Origin of the sequence: Pseudomonas sp. IT-196MI5 (assembly GCF_949767415.1) — a bacterium.
In the GTDB taxonomy this organism is placed as follows: domain Bacteria; phylum Pseudomonadota; class Gammaproteobacteria; order Pseudomonadales; family Pseudomonadaceae; genus Aquipseudomonas.
Genome location: NZ_CATKPZ010000011.1, coordinates 248,397 through 267,685, shown reverse-complemented (window position 1 = coordinate 267,685; position 19,289 = coordinate 248,397). Strand labels below are relative to the sequence as shown.

At 60.4% G+C, this 19,289-nt stretch carries 15 protein-coding genes and 1 pseudogene; 6 read left to right on the top strand and 10 right to left on the bottom strand.

The window, feature by feature from the left end; translation table 11 throughout:
* Positions 1-2: 2 nt before the first annotated feature.
* Positions 3-623 carry an energy transducer TonB gene (locus tag ACM6IK_RS08795; RefSeq protein WP_414873983.1) on the bottom strand — a complete coding sequence of 207 codons (621 nt, stop codon included), beginning with the start codon at positions 621-623 and terminating at the stop codon, positions 3-5.
* Between the two features lie 93 nt (positions 624-716).
* On the opposite strand from ACM6IK_RS08795, the gene ACM6IK_RS08790 reads away from it, so the two are divergent.
* A complete protein-coding gene (locus ACM6IK_RS08790; protein ID WP_007995774.1) occupies positions 717-1,499 on the top strand; it encodes a class I SAM-dependent methyltransferase in 783 nt (260 codons plus the stop codon).
* A 123-nt stretch (positions 1,500-1,622) separates the two neighbouring features.
* On the opposite strand, the gene ACM6IK_RS08785 is transcribed toward ACM6IK_RS08790, so the two are convergent.
* Entirely contained in the window at positions 1,623-2,261 is a 639-nt protein-coding gene (locus ACM6IK_RS08785) for a TetR/AcrR family transcriptional regulator (RefSeq protein ID WP_414873982.1), read from the bottom strand.
* A 93-nt stretch (positions 2,262-2,354) separates the two neighbouring features.
* On the opposite strand from ACM6IK_RS08785, the gene ACM6IK_RS08780 reads away from it, so the two are divergent.
* The 4 genes and pseudogenes from ACM6IK_RS08780 (at position 2,355) to ACM6IK_RS08765 (ending at position 9,005) form a co-directional block, all read left to right on the top strand.
* A complete protein-coding gene (locus ACM6IK_RS08780; protein ID WP_414873981.1) occupies positions 2,355-3,455 on the top strand; it encodes an efflux RND transporter periplasmic adaptor subunit in 1,101 nt (366 codons plus the stop codon).
* Between the two features lie 6 nt (positions 3,456-3,461).
* Positions 3,462-6,527, top strand: coding sequence for an efflux RND transporter permease subunit (locus tag ACM6IK_RS08775; RefSeq protein WP_414873980.1), 3,066 nt, complete (start codon positions 3,462-3,464; stop codon positions 6,525-6,527).
* Positions 6,528-7,233: 706 nt separating this feature from the next.
* Positions 7,234-7,515, top strand: coding sequence for a DUF6124 family protein (locus tag ACM6IK_RS08770; RefSeq protein ID WP_414873979.1), 282 nt, complete (start codon positions 7,234-7,236; stop codon positions 7,513-7,515).
* Positions 7,516-7,658: 143 nt separating this feature from the next.
* A pseudogene (locus ACM6IK_RS08765) lies at positions 7,659-9,005 on the top strand (Fic family protein).
* 110 nt (positions 9,006-9,115) lie between these two features.
* On the opposite strand, the gene ACM6IK_RS08760 reads toward ACM6IK_RS08765, so the two are convergent.
* From ACM6IK_RS08760 to plsB, 4 genes are all read right to left on the bottom strand, one after another.
* Complete coding sequence (locus ACM6IK_RS08760) at positions 9,116-9,805, bottom strand: DUF4197 domain-containing protein (RefSeq protein ID WP_414873978.1); 690 nt, start codon at positions 9,803-9,805, stop codon at positions 9,116-9,118.
* Between the two features lie 28 nt (positions 9,806-9,833).
* Entirely contained in the window at positions 9,834-10,232 is a 399-nt protein-coding gene (locus ACM6IK_RS08755) for a YbaY family lipoprotein (RefSeq protein ID WP_414873977.1), read from the bottom strand.
* A gap of 134 nt (positions 10,233-10,366) precedes the next feature.
* Positions 10,367-10,708: a YbaY family lipoprotein gene (locus tag ACM6IK_RS08750; RefSeq protein WP_414873976.1), complete on the bottom strand. Its 342-nt coding sequence runs from the start codon at positions 10,706-10,708 to the stop codon at positions 10,367-10,369.
* Between the two features lie 168 nt (positions 10,709-10,876).
* The gene (plsB, locus tag ACM6IK_RS08745) at positions 10,877-13,369 is read right to left on the bottom strand and encodes a glycerol-3-phosphate 1-O-acyltransferase PlsB (RefSeq protein ID WP_414873975.1); all 2,493 of its coding nucleotides are present in this window, start codon (positions 13,367-13,369) and stop codon (positions 10,877-10,879) included.
* A gap of 236 nt (positions 13,370-13,605) precedes the next feature.
* On the opposite strand from plsB, the gene ACM6IK_RS08740 reads away from it, so the two are divergent.
* A complete protein-coding gene (locus tag ACM6IK_RS08740) occupies positions 13,606-13,815 on the top strand; it encodes a cold shock domain-containing protein (protein ID WP_007954750.1) in 210 nt (69 codons plus the stop codon).
* 136 nt (positions 13,816-13,951) lie between these two features.
* On the opposite strand, the gene ACM6IK_RS08735 is transcribed toward ACM6IK_RS08740, so the two are convergent.
* The 4 genes from ACM6IK_RS08735 to ACM6IK_RS08720 all read right to left on the bottom strand — a co-directional run bounded on the left by ACM6IK_RS08735 (position 13,952) and on the right by ACM6IK_RS08720 (position 19,201).
* Positions 13,952-14,329, bottom strand: a complete 378-nt coding sequence (locus ACM6IK_RS08735) for a hypothetical protein (protein WP_046041100.1) — start codon at positions 14,327-14,329, stop codon at positions 13,952-13,954.
* 84 nt (positions 14,330-14,413) lie between these two features.
* Positions 14,414-15,223 carry a putative RNA methyltransferase gene (locus ACM6IK_RS08730; protein ID WP_414873974.1) on the bottom strand — a complete coding sequence of 270 codons (810 nt, stop codon included), beginning with the start codon at positions 15,221-15,223 and terminating at the stop codon, positions 14,414-14,416.
* Complete coding sequence (gene dapE, locus ACM6IK_RS08725) at positions 15,223-16,374, bottom strand: succinyl-diaminopimelate desuccinylase (RefSeq protein WP_414873973.1); 1,152 nt, start codon at positions 16,372-16,374, stop codon at positions 15,223-15,225. The genes ACM6IK_RS08730 and dapE overlap by 1 nt, the downstream gene beginning before the upstream one ends.
* Before the next feature lie 235 nt (positions 16,375-16,609).
* Positions 16,610-19,201 (bottom strand): glycosyltransferase, encoded by a 2,592-nt coding sequence (locus ACM6IK_RS08720; protein ID WP_414873972.1) that lies wholly within the window; start codon positions 19,199-19,201, stop codon positions 16,610-16,612.
* Positions 19,202-19,289: the final 88 nt, after the last annotated feature.

The following is a 19,289-nucleotide window of genomic DNA, read 5'->3' as shown; positions in this document are numbered from 1 at the left end:
GTTCAGGCGGCGATACGCAGGTTCTGCAAGATGATCGGGCGCGCCCAGCCATTGTCGAAATCAAGTTGTTTCTGCTGCTCCACCCGTTCTTGCGGTGAGAACGGCGGGAACGGCTTGTCGAGAAGGTCGAGTTCGAATTCGGCAATAGGCAAGTGCAGCGGACGCGGTTGTGGGGCAGGGCCTGCTTCGTATATCGGCTGCCCGGCTTTGAGCACGATCGGACGCACCCAGCCGCTTTCGAAGTCCTGCTGTTTTTGCTGGGCGACGATTTCACCCGCCGGGAACGGTGGGCGTGGTTTGTCGGCCAGGTCCATTTCGAATTCGGCGATTGGCAGGAACAGTGGCTCGGGCGGGCGGATTACGTTGTCATTCACCTCGCATTCGCGCTGGGCCACGATGTGCGCCAGCAGCTCGCTGCCGACGGTCGGCTCGACAGGGCTTTGGAGATCGACCGGTGGAAAGTTCAGCGATTGCGGCAGCACTGCACCCGACTGTTCAGCCAGCGCTCGGGCAAAGAAATCCTGCCAGATGTGGCTGACGCCGCTCAGTGCCTGGGTATTTCGCAGGTTGTAGTCGCCGTAGGGCGAGATAAAACCTGTGATTGTGGGTTGAATGTCTGACATTTCTCTCGGTCGACGCTCAGCTCTGGCAAAATGCTCGATAGTTTTGTTATCGGCCGTTTTTGCCGATCATTAATTTTTTGAGCGTGTTTTCCGATGATTGATCAACCTGCGGCCTGCCGCATCCATGTCCAGGCCCTGGACGCGGCTTTCGAGCCACAAGCCGAGCAATGGGCTGAGCGCCTGGGCTTGCCGATGCAAGTGGCTGATGGCGAGTTTGCCTTGCAGGTGGGCGACCAGGGTTTGCAGTTGCAACAGCTGGGGCCGGATGCACCGGGGCCGGTGCGGGTGGACTTCGTCGAGGGCGGTGCGGCCCATCGCCGGTTGTACGGCGGCGGCAGCGGGCAGATGATCGCCAAGGCTGTTGGCGTCGCCCAGGGTGTGCGTCCGCGGGTGCTGGATGCCACGGCGGGGCTGGGCAAGGACGCGTTCGTGCTGGCCAGTCTCGGTTGTGAGATGAGTCTGATCGAGCGTCAGCCGCTGATCGGTGCCTTGCTGGAAGACGGCCTGGCCCGTGGCGCGGAAGATTTCGATGTGGCGCCGATCGTGGCGCGCATGCGCTTGCTCAAGGGTAACTCGATCGAGGTGATGCGCAACTGGGAAGGCGAGCCGCCGCAGGTGATCTATCTCGACCCGATGTTCCCGCATCGTGAGAAAACTGCGCTGGTGAAGAAGGAAATGCGCCTGTTCCGGCCGCTGGTGGGCGATGACCCGGATGCGCCGGCATTGCTCGAAGCCGCCTTGGCCCTGGCCAGCCACCGGGTGGTGGTCAAGCGCCCGCGCAAGGCGCCGTGCATCGACGGGCCGAAGCCGAGCCATGCGCTGGATGGCAAGTCCAGTCGGTATGACATTTATCCGAAGAAGGCGCTCAAACCCTGAGACCGAGTTGCTCCCATCGCGAGCAGGCTCGCTCCTACAGAGATCTATGGTGTTGCATAGAGCCAGTGTAGGAGCGAGCCTGCTCGCGATAGCTTTAGCCCGGACACTGCAAATCCATCAGGCCTACTCAGGCCGATAAGCCCGCATAAACAACCCCACCACTTCCCGCACATGGCTCTCCGCCTCTTCGCCAACCGGCGGCTCGCCGCAGCCATACAACAAGCGGAAATTCCCGGCGCCCTTGAGCAGGCAGAAGAAGTGCTCGGCGGCGTTGTGCGGCTTGTCGATGCGCAGCACACCGCATTCATCGATCTTGCTCAGCAGGCATTCCATGCCATGCAACATGCGCTGCGGCCCGGCTTCGAAGAATATCTGCGACAGCTTTGGGTCCTGGCTGCCCAGGGTCATCATCAAACGGTGCAGGTTCACTGATTCATCACTGTTGATCAGTTGATGAAAACCGCGCGCGATGTTCAGCAGCACGGTCTCCACTGCCACGCCTTCCGGCAACTCGAAGAACAGTGGCGGCAACTGCTCCGCACACTTGGCCATCACCGCAGAGGAGAACAGCGTCTCCTTGTCGTTGAAGTGGCTATAGACCGTCAGCTTCGACACACCGGCCTCGGCTGCGACGGCATCCATGCTGGTATTGGCATAACCCTTACTCAGAAACAGCGCTTTGGCCGCATCGAGAATCGCCTGGCGCTTGACCATGTCCTTGGGTCTGCCTGGGCCATTGGGTGCTGAAAGATTGTTTGGCATATTCGTTTTTATTACTGGACTCGTGAGTTTGCTATTAATAACATACTGCTCAGTATAAATACTCAAAGCACCATTAGCGAAAGGTCCTTCACCATGTTCCGCTATGCCTTGCCCCTCGCGTTGCCAGTCACCCTGGCTTTTTTATTGTCTGCGTGTGGTCACGAAGAGGCACCGACAGTCAGCGTGCGCCCGGCCATGGTGGTCCAGCCAGAGCCTTCGGCGCAGTCCATGGAAAGCTACCCCGGTGAAGTTCGCGCGCGTTATGAGCCGGACCTGGCGTTCCGTATTGGCGGTAAAGTCAGCCGACGACTGGTTGAAGAGGGGCAGCGGGTCAAGGCCGATCAGCCATTGGCGGAGCTCGACCCTCAAGACGTGCGCCTGCAACTGGAGGCGACCCGGGCCCAGGTCGCCGCCGCCGAGGCCAACCTGAACCTGGTGCGTTCCGAGCGTGATCGCTACAAGACCCTGATGGAGCGCCAACTGGTCAGTCGCTCGCAGTACGACAACGCCGAAAACCTTTACCGTTCCGGCGAAGCGCGCTTCAAGCAAATCAAAGCCGAATTCAACGTCTCCAATAACCAGGCCAGCTATGCCGTGTTGCGTGCGCCGCAGGACGGTGTCGTGGCCAAGCGTCTGGTGGAAGTCGGGCAAGTCGTGGCCGCCGGGCAAACGGTGTTCACCCTGGCCACCGACGGCGAGCGTGAAGTCTTGATCAGCCTGCCGGAGCAGAACTTCGGTCGCTTCAAGGTCGGTGAGCCGGTGTCGGTGGAACTCTGGACCCAGCCCGATCAGCGATTCGAAGGGCGTATCCGTGAACTGTCGCCGTCGGCTGATCCAAAATCGCGCACCTTCGCGGCCCGCATTGCCTTCAGTTCCGGCAAGGTTCCTGTCGAACTGGGCCAGAGCGCCCGGGTGTTTGTGCAGGCCGCCGACGTCGTTCCACTGTCCGTTCCGCTGTCTGCGCTGACGGCGGAAAACGGCGTGACCTATGTCTGGGTCGTCAGCGCCAACAACACCTTGAAAAAAGCCCCGGTGCGGGTCGGTGCCTTCGGCGAAAAAACCGTACCGGTGCTTGAGGGACTCAACGCCAGCGACTGGGTCGTGGCCGCCGGTGTTCATGTGCTTCTCGAAGGGCAGCAGGTACGCCCGGTGGATCGCTCCAATCGTGTGGTCAATCTGGCGGACAAGGAGTAAGCCCCGATGCGCTTCAACGTTTCCGAATGGGCGCTGCGAAATCGCCAGATCGTCCTGTTCCTGATGCTGTTGCTGGCCATCGTCGGCGCACTGTCCTACACCAAGCTCGGCCAGAGTGAAGACCCGCCGTTCACCTTCAAGGCCATGGTGATTCGCACCAACTGGCCGGGAGCGACCGCCGAGGAAGTCTCGCGCCAGGTCACCGAGCGCATCGAAAAGAAGCTGATGGAAACCGGCGAGTACGAGCGCATTGTGTCGTTCTCCCGTCCGGGCGAATCCCAGGTCACCTTCATCGCTCGCGACTCCATGCACTCGGTGGAGATCCCGGCGCTCTGGTATCAGGTGCGCAAGAAGATCAGCGACATCCGCCATACCCTGCCGCCGGGGATTCAGGGGCCATTTTTCAACGATGAATTCGGCACCACGTTCGGCAATATCTACGCCCTGACCGGCGAGGGCTTCGACTACGCCGTGCTCAAGGATTACGCCGACCGCATCCAGATCCAGCTGCAACGGGTCAAGGATGTGGGCAAGGTCGAACTGCTGGGCTTGCAGGACGAGAAAATCTGGATCGAACTCTCCAACGTCAAGCTCGCCACCCTCGGCTTGCCGCTGGCAGCGGTCCAGCAAGCCCTTGAAGAACAGAACGCGGTGTCCACGGCAGGTTTCTTCGAGACCAGCAGCGAGCGATTGCAACTACGGGTAACGGGGAATTTTCAGACGGTCGACGAGATCAAGAACTTCCCGATCCGCGTCGGTGATCGCACCTTCCACATCTCCGATGTGGCCAATGTGCGGCGTGGTTTCAATGATCCACCGGCACCGCGCATGCGCTTCATGGCACAAGACGCCATCGGCCTGGCGGTGGCGATGAAGGACGGTGGTGACATTCTGGTGCTGGGCAAGGCGCTGGAAGTCGAGTTCGCCCGCATCCAGAACAACCTCCCGGCCGGTATGGAGCTGCGCAAAGTCTCCGACCAACCGGCCGCGGTGAAAACCGGTGTCGGCGAGTTCGTGCAAGTACTGGTCGAGGCGCTGGCCATTGTGTTGCTGGTGAGCTTCTTCTCCCTGGGTGTGCGCACCGGCATGGTGGTGGCCCTGGCGATTCCGCTGGTGCTGGCGATGACGTTCGCGTGCATGTATTACCTGGGCATCGGCCTGCACAAGATTTCCCTCGGCGCGCTGGTACTGGCCTTGGGTTTGCTGGTGGACGACGCGATCATCGCCGTGGAAATGATGGCGATCAAAATGGAGCAGGGCTTCGACCGGGTCAAAGCGGCGAGTTATGCCTGGACCAGCACCGCGTTCCCGATGCTCACCGGTACGCTGATCACCGCGGCCGGCTTCCTGCCGATCGCCACGGCGCAATCGGGCACGGGCGAATACACCCGTTCGATCTTCGAGGTGGTCACCATCGCTCTGTTGGCGTCGTGGGTGGCTGCGGTGGTCTTCGTGCCGTATCTGGGGGAAAAACTCCTGCCAGACCTGGCGAAGATTCACGCCGCCAAGCACGGTGCCGGCCAGCCGGATCCGTATGCCACGCCGTTTTACCAGCGCGTCCGGCGTCTGGTGGAATGGTGCGTGCGCTGGCGCAAAACCGTGATCGCGGCGACCGTGGTGTTGTTCATCGCCTCCATCGTGCTGTTCAAGTTTGTGCCGCAGCAGTTCTTCCCGGCATCGGGTCGTCTGGAGTTGATGGTCGACCTGAAACTGGCCGAAGGCGCTTCGCTGAGCAACACCGCCGACGAGGTCAAACGCCTCGAAGTACTGCTCAAGGACAAGGCGGGGATCGACAATTACGTGGCCTACGTCGGCACTGGTTCGCCGCGCTTCTACCTGCCGCTGGATCAACAACTGCCGGCGGCGAGCTTCGCCCAGTTTGTCGTCCTGGCGAAAACCATCGAGGAACGAGAAACCCTGCGCACCTGGTTGATCTCCACCCTCAATGAGCAGTTCCCGGCCCTGCGCTCACGGGTTACGCGCCTGGAAAACGGTCCGCCGGTTGGTTACCCGGTACAGTTCCGTGTGACCGGGGAGCACATCGAGGAGGTGCGGGCGCTGGCGCGCAAAGTCGCGGCCAAGGTTCGCGAGAACCCCCATGTGGTCAACGTCCACCTGGACTGGGAAGAACCGAGCAAGGTGGTGTACCTGAACATCGATCAGGACCGCGCGCGGGCGCTGGGCGTGAGCACGGCGAACCTGTCCGGGTTCCTGCAAAGCTCCCTGACCGGTTCCAGCGTCAGCCAGTACCGCGAAGACAACGAGTTGATCGAGATCCTGCTGCGCGGCACCTTGCGTGAGCGCACCGAACTGTCGTTGCTGCCGAGCCTGGCGGTACCGACCGATAACGGTCGCAGCGTCTCGCTGTCGCAGATCGCGACCCTGGAGTACGGCTTCGAAGAGGGCGTCATCTGGCACCGCAATCGCCTGCCCAATGTGACGGTTCGCGCCGACATCTATGACAGGCAGCAACCGGCGACGCTGGTGCAGCAAATCATGCCGACCCTCGATCCGATCCGCGCTGAATTGCCCGATGGGTACTTGCTGGATGTCGGCGGTACGGTGGAGGACTCCGCGCGTGGCCAGAACTCGGTGAAGGCCGGTGTGCCGTTGTTCATCGTGGTGGTGTTGACCTTGCTGATGCTGCAACTGCGCAGTTTCTCGCGCACGGCGATGGTGTTTCTGACGGCGCCGCTGGGGTTGATCGGAGTGACGCTGTTTCTGTTGGTTTTCCGCCAGCCGTTCGGTTTCGTGGCCATGCTGGGGACTATCGCGTTGTCCGGGATGATCATGCGTAATTCGGTGATTCTGGTGGATCAGATCGAGCAGGATATTGCGGCGGGGTTGAAGCCTTGGCAGGCGATCATCGAGGCGACGGTTCGGCGGTTCCGGCCGATTGTGTTGACGGCGCTGGCGGCGGTGCTTGCCATGATTCCGTTGTCGCGCAGTGTGTTTTTCGGGCCGATGGCGGTGGCGATCATGGGGGGGTTGATTGTGGCTACGGCGTTGACGCTTTTGTTTTTGCCTGCGTTGTATGCGGCTTGGTTTCGGGTCAGGAAGGAGGCTGTTTGACTGGGTACATATCCGTTGCTGCGGTAATGGCGGCTGACGGTTTCGCCCTTACGGCGAGTCCCTTTTGGCAAACGCCCCAAAAGGAACCAAAAGGTCTCGCCCCTTACGTACGGCCCCTCGCTAAGGCTCGGGGTTCCTTCGCTGCGGTATTCATCCGGGGGCATTGCCCTCCGGTCGGCTTCGCTTCGACCTACATGCAATGAGTTCGACTGCGTCGAACGGCGCTGCGCGCCAGTCCCCGGATGAACACCTCCACTCAGCCTTCCGAGGGGGCGGGTGGATCAAGATCAAGAGCTGCAGGCGAGCTAACGCTCGGCCTGTTGAGTGGTGAAAAGCGGCGGGTGTACGCCGATCTGCCTTTGCTTTTCTGTAGGAGCTGGCTTGCCAGCGAAGGCGACCTGCCAGCCGACCCGGTTTTTGCAGATGCCCCCAATCCCTGTAGGAGCTGGCCAGCGATGGCGGCCCGCCAGCCAACCGATCCCTCACAGATGTACCCGATCCAATTGTGGGAGCGAGCCTGCTCGCGATGACGGACTTACAGTCAACACTGTTTATCGCCCAAGCCAACAATTCAGACCATTCCCACAAGACTTTCAGCTTGCCCGTCGGAAGCACGATCTCTAGCCTTTGACGGTCGCTGCCAATTCAGCGACCGGGACTGCAAGCCCGCGAATAGTCGTTAGGCGCCTACTTTGGGAGCTTCGCAATGATCAAAGACAGTCCTGATTACTCTGCCTCCGAATCCGATAAACAGACGAGAACTTCATACCGCCCCTGCCCAATTTTCACCATCCGCCCAGGCGTCAATTCCGAAACCCTCCTTGTCCATGCCTACGAAACCCTTGCCTCAGCGAATGTGATGGCAACCGAATTGTCGTCCATCCTGACCGGCCCAACCTGCAATCTGGCACTCGGCATTCAGCAGATGATTGTCCTGGCGCAGCTCTCAGTGAATCGCGTCCTCGACCAGCTGGATCCGCAGCAATAGCAAAAGGAAAAAGCCCGCTGAACCTGTACCGGCCAGCGGGCATTCATTGTTCCTACATCTATCTCAGACCCGTCTGATATTGAGGCTAAAAAGCTCAGGTGTTGTACTCAGCGTCCGGTTTCACGCATGTTTGAGACAGTGCCATGAAAAACCCACCCACCTTGAGGGGCCGGTCCGATCCGGTGTTCGATCGGCTGTTGCGATCGCCCCACAAGGAACGCCTTTCGCAATACCTCGCTTTGCTCAAGCCCCTGGACGATCAGGGGCGTTACCTGCCATTCGATTCATTGCGCTACCGCTGGGCGCCTGGGCTGGATTCGAACCTGTGCTGGGCCTTGGTCAAGAAAGCGCGGACCGCACAGTATTCGAGCCTTTTGCCATTGGGTGAACCGGCGTACTGGCTGAAATTCATGCTGACGCCGCAGGCGCAAAAAGCCATTTCCGTAGTGGATCGTCAGGCGACAACCGCAGTGCTGGAATACATGACCGGCCAGATTGGCGAGCGCGCTGATTTCAGCTATTTGCTCAATGATCTGATCGAAGACGAGGCCATCAGCAGCAGCCAACTTGAAGGTGCGGCCACTACGACGCGGGTGGCCAAGGACATGCTTAAGCGCCATCGTTCGCCGCGCACGCCGGATGAGCGAATGGTCATCGGTAACTTCAAGATGATGAACTTCGCCTAGGAGCAGCGTTACGAGCCACTGAGCGTTGAGCTGATTGCAGCCGTGCATCGGGTTGGTGTCGAGGGGATCGACGATTCGCGGTACTCGCCTGGCGCATTCAGGACCAACGATGACGTGGTAGTCCAGGATGGCGAGGGCAATACCGTACATTCGCCACCGCCTGCAACAGGGCTCGTGTCACGTTTGCAGGTGCTGGCCAAGTGGATCAACCAACCCCACAACAGCCCTCATCAAGCGGACGACCTTCATCCATTGATCAAAGCCATCGCGCTGCATTTTGTCTTGGGTTACGAGCATCCTTTTCGCGACGGCAACGGTCGGGTAGCGCGCGCGTTGTTTTACTGGTTCATGTTCAAAAATGATTACTCGGCGTTTCGCTACATCGCCATCAGTGTTTTGTTGCGCAATGCGCCGTTGAAGTACGGGCGGTCGTATCTGAATACCGAGGCGGATGACCTGGATCTGACGTACTTCATCGATTTCCAGTGTTCGGTGGTATTGCGGGCTGTGGGCAGTTTTACCGAGGCGTATCGGAAAAGTCTGGACGATGCGCAGCAATTTGATTGCTTGTTGCGTGAAAGTGGTTTTCTCGACCAGCTCACCGAGAAACAGCGGGCGTTGTTTCACGTGGCCAGGAGCGGAATGGCCAAGGAGTTCACGGCGGTCAATGTGAAGGAGAATCTGGGCTGTTCTTACAACACAGCGTCAGCCACGCTAAATGGGCTGGTCGCGTTGAAGTTGTTCGAGAAACGCAAGATGGGGCGCGAGTGGGTGTTCTTTCTAAGGCCCGTATTAACAAACTGACCCCTTGTGGGAGCGAGCCTGCTCGCGATGAGGCCATGTCAGTCGACATCAACGTTGGCTGACACACCGCAATCGCGAGCAGGCTCGCTCCTACAATGGCTGCACCAGGCTCAGAGCGTACCAAACACCTTCTTCGCCAAACTGGTCGCCGCAGCCGCCGGGTTCTGGCGGATGGTCTCTTCCTGTTTGCCGATCATCTCGAACAAGCCATTCAAGGCCTGCTCGGTGACGTAGTTTTCGACGTTGGCATTCTTCGCATCCACTACGCCCATGGTCGCCGCTTGCCCGGCGAACGAGTTGTACTGTTGGGCCAGGCCAACCTTGTCGGTGGCTTGTTTGACGATGGGCAGGAACTTGGCGCGGATCTGTTCGCGGCTGGTCTTGTTCAGGTATTGGGTGGCCGAGTCGTTGCCGCCGCTGAGGATGCCCTTGGCGTCTTCAACGGTCATTTTCTTCACGGCATCGACAAGGATTGGCTGGGCCTGGGTCACGGCGCTTTCCGCCGCCTTGTTCATGCTGGCTTCCAGTTCATCGACCTGATCGCCCATGCCGAACTGTTTCATCTTGCTGGCGACTTTGCCCAGTTTGCCCGGCAGTTCGATTTTTACTTCGGGGTTGTTGCTGAAGCCCCCCGGAGTGCCGAGCTGTTTCACGGCCAGTTGCGCACCTTGGGTCAGAGCGTCCTTCAGACCACCCGTGGCGTCTTTTTGCGACAGATCGCTGAGCGACAGCGCCATCGCGCTGGCGCAGAACATCAAACCTGCGCACAGGCCGGCAAAACGGAGGGTAGGGCGGAGCATGGCAGCTTCCTTGTTCAAAAAAAGAGAATTAGCGAATGGCGTCGACGCGGATTTTCAGCGGTTGCGGGTCTTTGCCATCAAGCTGCACGGCATGGTTTTCGGTGGTGATGAACATCAGCTTGCCGTCGACTTCGATGCGCGCGCTGACCGAGTAGCGATGGCCTGGTTTGACCTGCGCTGGATCGTAACTCAGATGAAACGGCAGCGGCACCTGGCCTTTGACTTGACGTTTCTGTTCGTCGAGGACAATGGCCGGTGCGTCGGCCAGGGACACGTCCTGCAAGCTCACGCTCAGGGTGGCGGTGGGCGGTAGGGCGCTGCGTTGCAGGTAAAAGACTTCGCCTTCGAGACTGGTTTTTGGGGCAAATTGCATGGATTGGCAGGCGCCGAGCAAAACCGTAAGCCCGAGGAGAGAGAGTTTTTTCATGAAGCGGATCCTTGTCGTTGGCACCTGAAGAAAACCGGTGCCAACGACAATTTAGCGGATTTTGCCGGCGCTAGCCCCGGTAACATGTTGCAATGTGGTGCCAGGGATATCGCCCAACTTGCTTCGGGGCGTTCTCAGACGCGGCTGACCAGCACTTCCTGCCCCTTTACATAATCGACACCCAATTCCACCCGGTGTTGTTGAGTGGTGGTGAAGATCAGACGGTCTTCGTGGGTGATGCTCGCGTTGATTGCATAGGTATGGCCGGGCAGGACATCGGCAAGCTTGTACGTCAGGTTGAAGTTCAGCCCGACTTTTTCTGCATTGGGAGTGATCTGTACGGCCAGTTCCTTCGCGACGACATCTTGCAGGCTGACATCCAGCAAGCGGACATGAAGAGTCGAGTCAGGCGACAGCCCAACCCTTTCCAGATAATGCACTTTGCCACCAATGGTCTTTACGGCTTCGTTGCTCATATTGATTTCCTTATCGATTGATCGTCGGTATTGACGAGCGCCCAGCATAGGGTCTAGGCAGCGATTTCTATGTAGGGGAATTCCTGCAAGCAGGGGCGAAGAGAGAGGGGCATGAGTCAGAAGCGTCTTTGCTTCAGCCATAAACCTGCGTGCTGTGATCCGATGAAATCAGAGCGGTGTTACCAGCTCCGCCGCATCTTCACTTCGATGCAACGCCACCTGCCGAATCGACAAGCGAATCTCCGCCGGCAACACCCGTTTGGCCGCGCCTTCGGCCAGTTCGCCGAGCAGTTCGTGATAGCTCAACTTGCCCGCTTCATCGCGCTTGAGCACGTCGAGGTCGATCAGGGTCTGGATGAAATGGCGGAACAGGCTCTTGTCGAAGAATTCGGGGGCGTTCAGGCCATGCAGGATCGACAGACGCTGGGCCATGACCGTGCACAGGTCTTCCAGTTCTTCGGCGCTGATGCTGTTCTGGCCGCTGTTGAGCAGCAGGGACACGGTCATGTAGAAGCGCTGCAGGGTCTGGGCAATGCTTTTCGACAGTAGCGTCAACAGCACGAAGTGCCGTGAGCTTGGCGCCGGGCGCAGGTACACATCGTTCTCGAAGCGCAGCAGGCCTTGTTCGACGAAGGCTTGCAGCCATTGATCGATCACCCCGTCCAGTTCGTCCAGCGACCAGCGAATGAACAGCTCCGCTTGCAGGTAGGGATACAACGCGCGGGTGTAGCGCAGGATCTGTTCGCGGCTCATGCGCGAGGCGCTCTGGAAGAAGCTCGCCAGCAGCGCCGGCAAGGCGAAGATGTGCAGCACGTTGTTGCGGTAGTAGGTCATCAGGACGGCGTTCTGCTCGTCCAGATAGAGAATCTTGCCCAGGGCATCGCTCTGCTCGGACAGCAGGTCCATGTCCTTCACGTGCTCGATCAGGGCGCGACCATCGCCGTCTGGCAGGGTGGTGTGTGGCGAGTACGGGACCTTGCGCAACAGTGCCAGATACAGGTCGAGCACCCGTGCCATGGCGCGGTCGTCCAGGGCCAGGCGGCTGGTGGACAGCAACGCCAGTGCAACGAGGTTGACCGGGTTGATCGCCGCCGCTTCGTTCAAGTGCCGAGCGACTTTCTCGCCGAGGCGGTTGGTGGTTTCGTTGAGCCAGGCGGGTCTGAACTGCGGGCCGAGTTCCTGTTGGCGCCAGTCCGGCTGTTCGCCGTCGAGGAACTCCGCCAGCTTGATCGGCTCGCCGAAGTTCACCGCCACTTGGCCGAAGCGCTGCTTGAGTGCGCCGATGACTTTGAAAATATCGAAGATCGATTCTTTTTTCTTGGCCGCACCGCGCAACTCGCCGAGGTAGGTCCGGCCTTCCAGCACGCGCTCGTAGCCGATGTATACCGGCACGAAGACGATGGGCATGCGCGACGAACGCAGGAAACTGCGCAGGGTGATCGCCAACATCCCTGTCTTCGGTTGCAGCATGCGCCCGGTGCGCGAACGGCCGCCCTCGACGAAGTACTCCACCGGGAAGCCCTTGGTGAACAGGGTGTGCAGGTATTCGTTGAACACCGAGGTGTACAGCGGATTGCCCTTGAACGTGCGGCGCATGAAAAAGGCACCGCCGCGACGCAGCAGGCCGCCGATCACGGGCATGTTCAGGTTGATGCCGGCGGCGATGTGCGGCGGGGTCAGGCCGTTGCGGAACAGCAGATAGGAGAGCAGCAGGTAGTCGATGTGACTGCGGTGGCACGGCACGTAGATCACTTCGTGACCCTGGGCGACCTTCTGCACGCCTTCGATGTGGTTGACCCTGATGCCGTCGTAGATCTTGTTCCAGAACCAGCTCAGCACCACTTCCATGAAACGGATCGCAGTGTAGGTGTAGTCCGAGGCGATTTCGTTGCCGTAGCGTAGCGCTTGAGCTTTGGCTTTCTCCGGTGAAATGCTCTCGCGTTCGGCTTCGTCGAGGATCGCTTGTTTGACCTGTGGCTGGTTGAGCAGGCCTTTGACCAGATTACGGCGGTGGGAAATGTCCGGGCCGATCACCGCCGCCTTCAGGTTGCGGAAGTGCACCCGCAGGATGCGCTGGGCCATGCGCACGGTGCGCTCGTGGCCCTTGTCGTGCTCGATCAGTTCGCGCAGGTGGATCGGCGCGGAGAACTGCACGCGGGTCTTGCGTCCCAGCACGATGATGCTCAGCAAGCGACGCAGGCGCCCGGTAACGGCCCAGCTGTCGGCGAACAGGAGTTTCCATGGGCTGTTTTCGCTGTCCGGCGACTGGCCCCAGAACACGCTGACCGGGATGATCTGCGCATCTTCGGCGGCGTTCTGGCTCAGGGCGCTGACCAGGCGGGTCAGTGTCGGCGGGGCTCCACGCTTGTCCTGGCGGCCGAGCCAGTCCGGGTCCGGGGTCAGGTAGAAGAACGCGGCAGGCTCCAGCAGGTTGCCCACCGATACCGGCAACACCGGGCGTGGCAGGCCGGCCTTGCTGCACTCGGTGTCGACCACGGCGAGGTCGGTCAGCGAAGGGTTTTGCAGGACGTAGAACACCGGACGACTGCGGTCGAGGTTGAGGGTGAACGACGACTGGTTGATCGTCTCCGAGCGAACCCAGAGGTACAACAGGCGGCGCAGGGTGCCAAACACAAGACGGCGGAACGGGGAGCGGGTCATACGGCTTCTGCGTGAGTGAATAAAACCAAGCAATTGCTTGGGCGGCCGATAGTGTGCCGGATTCGCTGAAAATCGGCAAAAAAGCGCGAAAGTAAACTCTTGTTGAGAGTTTTAACGTCTGTCATATACTCGGCGCTCTGTCGCCGTCGCCCTCATGGGACCGGTATGCGCAGGCTGACGTTCCCGAGGCTTTCCTGCGAAAAGCCCGATCAATAATAAAAAGGGAGTATGAACAAATGGCAACACGCGAAACCGGCAACGTGAAGTGGTTCAACGACGCCAAGGGCTACGGCTTCATTCAGCGCGAGGACGGGGTGGACGTGTTCGTGCACTACCGTGCGATACGTGGCGAAGGCCACCGCTCGCTGACCGAAGGCCAGCAGGTTGAATACGCAGTGGTGGAAGGGCAGAAGGGGTTGCAGGCTGAGGATGTGGTGGGTCTGTAACCAAAATCTTCAGAACACCCCAAAACACTGTGGGAGCGAGCTTGCTCGCGATGAGGACCTTTCAGCCAACGTAGATGTTGAATGTAAGTCCGCTATCGCGAGCAAGCTCGCTCCCACAGGTTTGGTGTGCAGGCTTTTACGCGGTTTTCCAGGTGATCTCTTCTTCACCATCGGCGCTGATGCGAATCCAGCGATCCGCTGTTTCTTCGCCTTCTTCCTCGACCCAGGTGCCCGGTGCGCAACGCACTTCCACGTTCAGCGCGGCAAACGCGGCGCGGGCGCAGGCGATGTCGTCGTCCCATGGGGTCTGGTCGCTTTCCAGGTACAGGCTGTTCCATTTGCCGACGGCTTTTGGCAACCAGGTCACTGGCACGTTGCCGGCCTTGCACTTGTAGGTCTGGCCCTTCTGGACCCAATCCGTGCACGGGCCCAATGCCGCGCCGAGCCAGGCGGAAATGGCCTTGTGGTCGACGTCGGCGTCTTTCAGGTAAATCTCGATATCGGGTTGGCGCATGGATGTCCTCACTGCGGGTCTGAAAAATCCATTCGCGGATTTAGCCGGTCTCGAGCCGTTGCTCAAGACCAAAAATGTTTGAAGTTATTGAAGTACGAAATAATCGTAGCGCATCGATACGGTGACCTCGAACGGTTCCGCCTGTTCGATGACCGCTGCCCGGCGCTCGGCACTGGCGCGCCAACCGTGGGGGGTCATGGCCAGCAGGTTGGCGCGGTCCTGCGGCTTGTCCAGCGTCAGCTTGAACGTCAGCGTCTCGCTGTGCGCCAGCGCCATGCCTTCCGGCACCAGGTCCAGGTGTTTGTCGTCAATGTATTCACGGACTTCGTCGTACAGCCGTTCACGCAGTTCCATCAGGTGGCCGCTGGTCGGCCCGACTTTCATCAGACCGCCGCCGACGCTGAGCAGGCGTTTGGCTTCCTCCCAATCCAGCGGGCTGAAGACGCTCGCCAGGAACTGGCAACTGCCGGAAGCCAACGGCACCCGCGCCATGCTGGCGATCAACCAGGTGAGCCTGGGGTTGCGTTTGCAGGCGCGTTTGACGGCTTCGCGGGAGATGTCCAGCGCGTAGCCATCAGCGTCCGGCAAGGCCTCGGCGATCTGCGCGGTGTAGTAACCCTCGCCGCAACCGATATCGACCCAGCGGGCCGGCGCGTAACCGGCCGCCAGCTGCGCCAGACGCTTGGCCACCGGGGCGTAGTGCCCGGCATTCAGGAAGTCGCGGCGGGCTTCGACCATCGCCTGGTTATCCCCGGGGTCGCGGCTGTTCTTGTGCTGCACCGGCAACAGGTTCAAATAACCCTGGCGAGCGCGGTCGAAACGATGCCCGGCGGGGCAGGCCACGCCGTTGTCCACCGCGTTCAGCGGTTCACTGCAGATCGGGCACGCCAGCATCAGGCGAGCAACTTGATCAGGGTCTGGTAGTAGATTTCGGTCAGCACGTCGAGATCCGCTGCCAGCACACGCTCGTTGACCTGGTGGATGGTCGCGTTGACCGGGCCCAGCTCAACCACTTGGGTGCCCATGGTTGCGATGAAGCGCCCGTCTGAGGTGCCACCGCTGGTGGAGGCTTTTGTTTCGCGACCGGTGATGTCCTTGATGCTCGACGACACCGCGTCCAGCAATGCGCCCGGCTCGGTGAGGAACGGCAGGCCGGACAGGGCCCAATCGACATGCCAGTCCAGGCCATGCTTGTCGAGGATGTCGGCCACGCGTTTTTGCAGGCCTTCGACGGTGGACTCGGTGGAGAAGCGGAAGTTGAACACCGCCACCAGGTCACCCGGGATCACGTTGGTCGCACCGGTGCCGGAGTTGACGTTGGAGATCTGGAAACTGGTCGGCGGGAAGAAATCGTTGCCGTGGTCCCAATGCTCGGCGGCAAGTTCCGCCAAGGCCGGGGCGGCGAGGTGGATCGGGTTTTTCGCCAGGTGCGGATAGGCCACGTGGCCCTGCACTCCGCGCACGGTCAGCTTGGCGCCGAGGGAGCCGCGACGACCGTTCTTGACCACGTCACCCACCAGGGCGGTGCTCGACGGTTCGCCGACGATGCACCAGTCCAGACGCTCCTTGCGCGCGGCCAGGCGTTCGATCACGGCCTTGGTGCCGTGGTGCGCCGGGCCTTCTTCGTCGCTGGTGATCAGGAACGCGACTTTGCCCTTGTGATTTGGGTAGTCGGCGACAAAACGCTCGGACGCGACGGTCATGGCGGCGAGGCTGCCTTTCATGTCGGCGGCGCCACGGCCGCAGAGCATGCCGTGTTCGTCGATCAGCGCGTTGAACGGCTCGATCTGCCAGGCCGTCACCGGGCCGGTCGGGACCACGTCGGTGTGGCCGGCAAAGCACAGCACCGGACCGTCGTCCTGGCCGTGGGTGGCCCAGAAGTTATCCACATCTTCGATGCGCATCGGTTCCAGGGTGAAGCCGGCATCGCCCAGGCGCTGCATCATCTGCTTCTGGCAATCGGCGTCGATCGGCGTCACGGATGGACGGCGGATCAGGTCGATGGCGAGTTGGAGGGTCGGCGAAAGGTCGGCGTGGGCCGTCATGGAAAACTCCGGAAGCTTGAAATTGGGCACGAGCTACTGTGGGAGCGAGCTTGCTCGCGATGGCATTGTGTCAGTCAACATAAGCTTTGATTGTTACACCGCAATCGCGAGCAAGCTCGCTCCCACAGGAATTGGGTTCGATCGGTAAACCGCGACACGCCAAGCCCCGCAAAATGGCGGTTATCTTAAAGCAAAACGGCGACCATTGGCCGCCGTTTAGTGCATCCGCAGAGATTTAGACGACAGGTGCCGTTTCAGGCTCGGCGGTCGGTTTGGGCAGCGACGACAGGAACGCCATGATCAGCGCCGCGACGTACGGCAGCGACTGCACCAGCAGCATGGTCACCCAGAAGCGCATGTCATTGCTCGGCAGGCCTTGCACCAGGAAGATTCCCAAGGCCGCAGCCCACAACAGCAGCATGATGAACATCTCTTCCCGGGCTTCCGAAATCGCCACCCAGAAGCCGTGGTTGTCGGCATTTTTCGGCGTACGGAAGAACGGAATGCTGCTGGTGAAGAAACCGTACAGCACCGCTTTGGCGATAGTGTGGGACAACGCCAGACCGGCCAGTGCCGCGCAGAAGGCATCCTTCAAGTTGACCCCGACCGCTCGGCGGTAGAGGAAGATGATCTTGGCGACCTTGAACACGAACAGCGCCAATGGCGGGATCGCGAAAATCAGCAGCGGCGGATCGACCCGGTGCGGCACAATGATCATCGCCGCCGACCACAACAGCGCACCGACGGTGAAGAAGATGTTCATGCCGTCCGCCACCCACGGCAACCAGCCCGCGAGGAAGTGGTAGCGCTGGCCGCGGGTCAGTTCGGTGTCTTTGCCGCGCAGCAGGCTGGCGGTGTGACGCTTGATGATCTGGATCGCTCCGTAGGCCCAGCGGAAACGCTGCTTTTTGAAGTCGATGAAGGTATCAGGCATCAGGCCTTTGCCGTAGCTGGTGTGGTAATACGCCGCCGACAGGCCTTTCTCGAATACCCGCAGACCAAGCTCGGCGTCTTCACAGATGCACCAGTCGGCCCAGCCCAGCTCTTCGAGCACCGAGCGACGGGTCATGGTCATGGTGCCGTGCTGGATGATCGCGTCACGGTCGTTGCGGGTGACCATGCCGATGTGGAAGAAGCCTTTGTATTCCGCGTAGCAGAGCTTCTTGAAGGTACTTTCGTTCTGGTCGCGGTAATCCTGCGGCGACTGCACCACGGCGATTTTCGGGTCGGCGAAGTGCGGCACCATGTGCTTGAGCCAGTTGCGGTCGACGCAGTAGTCCGAGTCGATCACGGCAATGACTTCGGCATCCTTGGCGGTGTGCGGGATCAGGTAGTTCAGCGCGCCGCCCTTGAAGCCGGCCAGCGGTGCCACGTGGAAGAACTTGAAGCGCGGGCCGAGGGTTTCGCAGTAATCGCGCACCGGTTCCCAGACCGCCGGGTCCTTGGTGTTGTTGTCGATGATCAGGACTTCGAAGTCCGGATAGTCGAGGTTGGCCAGGGCGTTGAGGGTCTGTTTGACCATCTCCGGCGGCTCGTTGTAGCAGGGCACGTGAATCGAGACTTTCGGGCGGTAGTCCGAATCGCCTACCACGGGCAGGAATTCACGCCGGCGTTTGTGGGTCCAGACGGTCTCGGCCAGTTCGTGGGCTTCGGTCAGCAACACGATAAACACCCCGAGCGCACCGAGGGCGAGCAAGAAGCCCACCGTCAGGCTGAACCAGGTGCTGTATTGCTGGCTGTAGTCGTAACCGATCCACACCAGTGCCGAACCACCGAGGAACGCGGTGAAGGTCAGGAAGGTCCGGCCGCGTTGACGCAGGGCCGAGCCGTCGATCATCAGCAGGGTCAGCGACAACAGCGCCAGCACCACCGAACCGATGGCCAGGACGCGCCATTGCGGAATCGCCACCACCGGGCCTTCGAAGTTGAACTTCTGCTGGCGCGCCGCGTTGAACACGCCCCAATAGGCGCCGACGGAACCTTCGTCGCTGGCTTTCCACGGCTGGTCAAACGCTTCGATCACGAAGTAGTTGAAGCCCTGGCGGTTGAGCTTGTTGACCAGGGTTCGCAGGTAGATTGCCTGGTCCGCCGGGGAGGCATCGGCGCCACCGCGCATGCGGCCGTTGCTCGGCCAGCCCACTTCGGACAGCAGCAGTGGCTTTTTCGGGAACATCTTTTTCAGGTCGCGGGCGCGGTCGAGGACGAACTGCCCGGCCTTGTCCATCGGGATGAATTCCCAGTAAGGCAGGATGTGCGCGGCAATCAGGTCGACGTGTTTGGCCAGTTCCGGGTGTTCTTCCCACACGTGCCACTGCTCGGACGTGGTTACCGGCACCTTCACGGCGGCACGCACGCGATCGAGCATGACGCTGAGTTCCTGGGCAGTGATTTCCTTGCGGAAAATCGCTTCGTTGCCGACCACCACACGAACCACGCTGCGCGAGGCGTTGGCGATTTCAATGGCACGGGTGATTTCCCGTTCGTTGCGCTCCTGGTCCGGGCTGATCCAGATCCCCAGGGTTACCCGCAAGCCGAACTCTTCCGCCAGTTTCGGGATGTTTTGCAGGGTGCCATCGACCGAGTAGATGCGGATGTTGTCCGTCAGCTTGCTCATGATCTCCAGGTCGCGACGCATTTGATCGTCGGTCGGGTACTGGTCTTTCTGCGGGAACTGGCCCTGCTGGAAAGGCGAGTACGAGAAGCCGGAGATCTGTTCAGGCCAGTTGGGGGCGGTGACCGGGCGGTTGATCAGCGCCCAGAAGCCGGTAAACAAGGCAGCGATGGCGAGCACCACGACCAGGTTGAGTCCAAATTTACGCGATGACATAGTTATTTCGGGTTCCAAAGACTGTGGAACGAAGGAACGGTTGGCGGTCGCCAAGGGGCGCGCATCCTACACCGGGCATTCTCTGGTC

What these genes read in the sequence shown, in the direction of transcription:
- dapE (WP_414873973.1), bottom strand. Translation starts at nt 16,374, where the DNA reads ATGACGGCCCACGCCGACCTTTCGCCGACCCTCCAACTCGCCATCGAC.
- ACM6IK_RS08740 (WP_007954750.1), top strand. Translation starts at nt 13,606, where the DNA reads ATGGCAACACGCGAAACCGGCAACGTGAAGTGGTTCAACGACGCCAAG.
- ACM6IK_RS08735 (WP_046041100.1), bottom strand. Translation starts at nt 14,329, where the DNA reads ATGCGCCAACCCGATATCGAGATTTACCTGAAAGACGCCGACGTCGAC.
- ACM6IK_RS08790 (WP_007995774.1), top strand. Translation starts at nt 717, where the DNA reads ATGATTGATCAACCTGCGGCCTGCCGCATCCATGTCCAGGCCCTGGAC.
- ACM6IK_RS08750 (WP_414873976.1), bottom strand. Translation starts at nt 10,708, where the DNA reads ATGAGCAACGAAGCCGTAAAGACCATTGGTGGCAAAGTGCATTATCTG.
- ACM6IK_RS08780 (WP_414873981.1), top strand. Translation starts at nt 2,355, where the DNA reads ATGTTCCGCTATGCCTTGCCCCTCGCGTTGCCAGTCACCCTGGCTTTT.
- ACM6IK_RS08755 (WP_414873977.1), bottom strand. Translation starts at nt 10,232, where the DNA reads ATGAAAAAACTCTCTCTCCTCGGGCTTACGGTTTTGCTCGGCGCCTGC.
- ACM6IK_RS08785 (WP_414873982.1), bottom strand. Translation starts at nt 2,261, where the DNA reads ATGCCAAACAATCTTTCAGCACCCAATGGCCCAGGCAGACCCAAGGAC.
- ACM6IK_RS08775 (WP_414873980.1), top strand. Translation starts at nt 3,462, where the DNA reads ATGCGCTTCAACGTTTCCGAATGGGCGCTGCGAAATCGCCAGATCGTC.
- plsB (WP_414873975.1), bottom strand. Translation starts at nt 13,369, where the DNA reads ATGACCCGCTCCCCGTTCCGCCGTCTTGTGTTTGGCACCCTGCGCCGC.
- ACM6IK_RS08770 (WP_414873979.1), top strand. Translation starts at nt 7,234, where the DNA reads ATGATCAAAGACAGTCCTGATTACTCTGCCTCCGAATCCGATAAACAG.
- ACM6IK_RS08730 (WP_414873974.1), bottom strand. Translation starts at nt 15,223, where the DNA reads ATGCTGGCGTGCCCGATCTGCAGTGAACCGCTGAACGCGGTGGACAAC.
- ACM6IK_RS08720 (WP_414873972.1), bottom strand. Translation starts at nt 19,201, where the DNA reads ATGTCATCGCGTAAATTTGGACTCAACCTGGTCGTGGTGCTCGCCATC.
- ACM6IK_RS08760 (WP_414873978.1), bottom strand. Translation starts at nt 9,805, where the DNA reads ATGCTCCGCCCTACCCTCCGTTTTGCCGGCCTGTGCGCAGGTTTGATG.
- ACM6IK_RS08795 (WP_414873983.1), bottom strand. Translation starts at nt 623, where the DNA reads ATGTCAGACATTCAACCCACAATCACAGGTTTTATCTCGCCCTACGGC.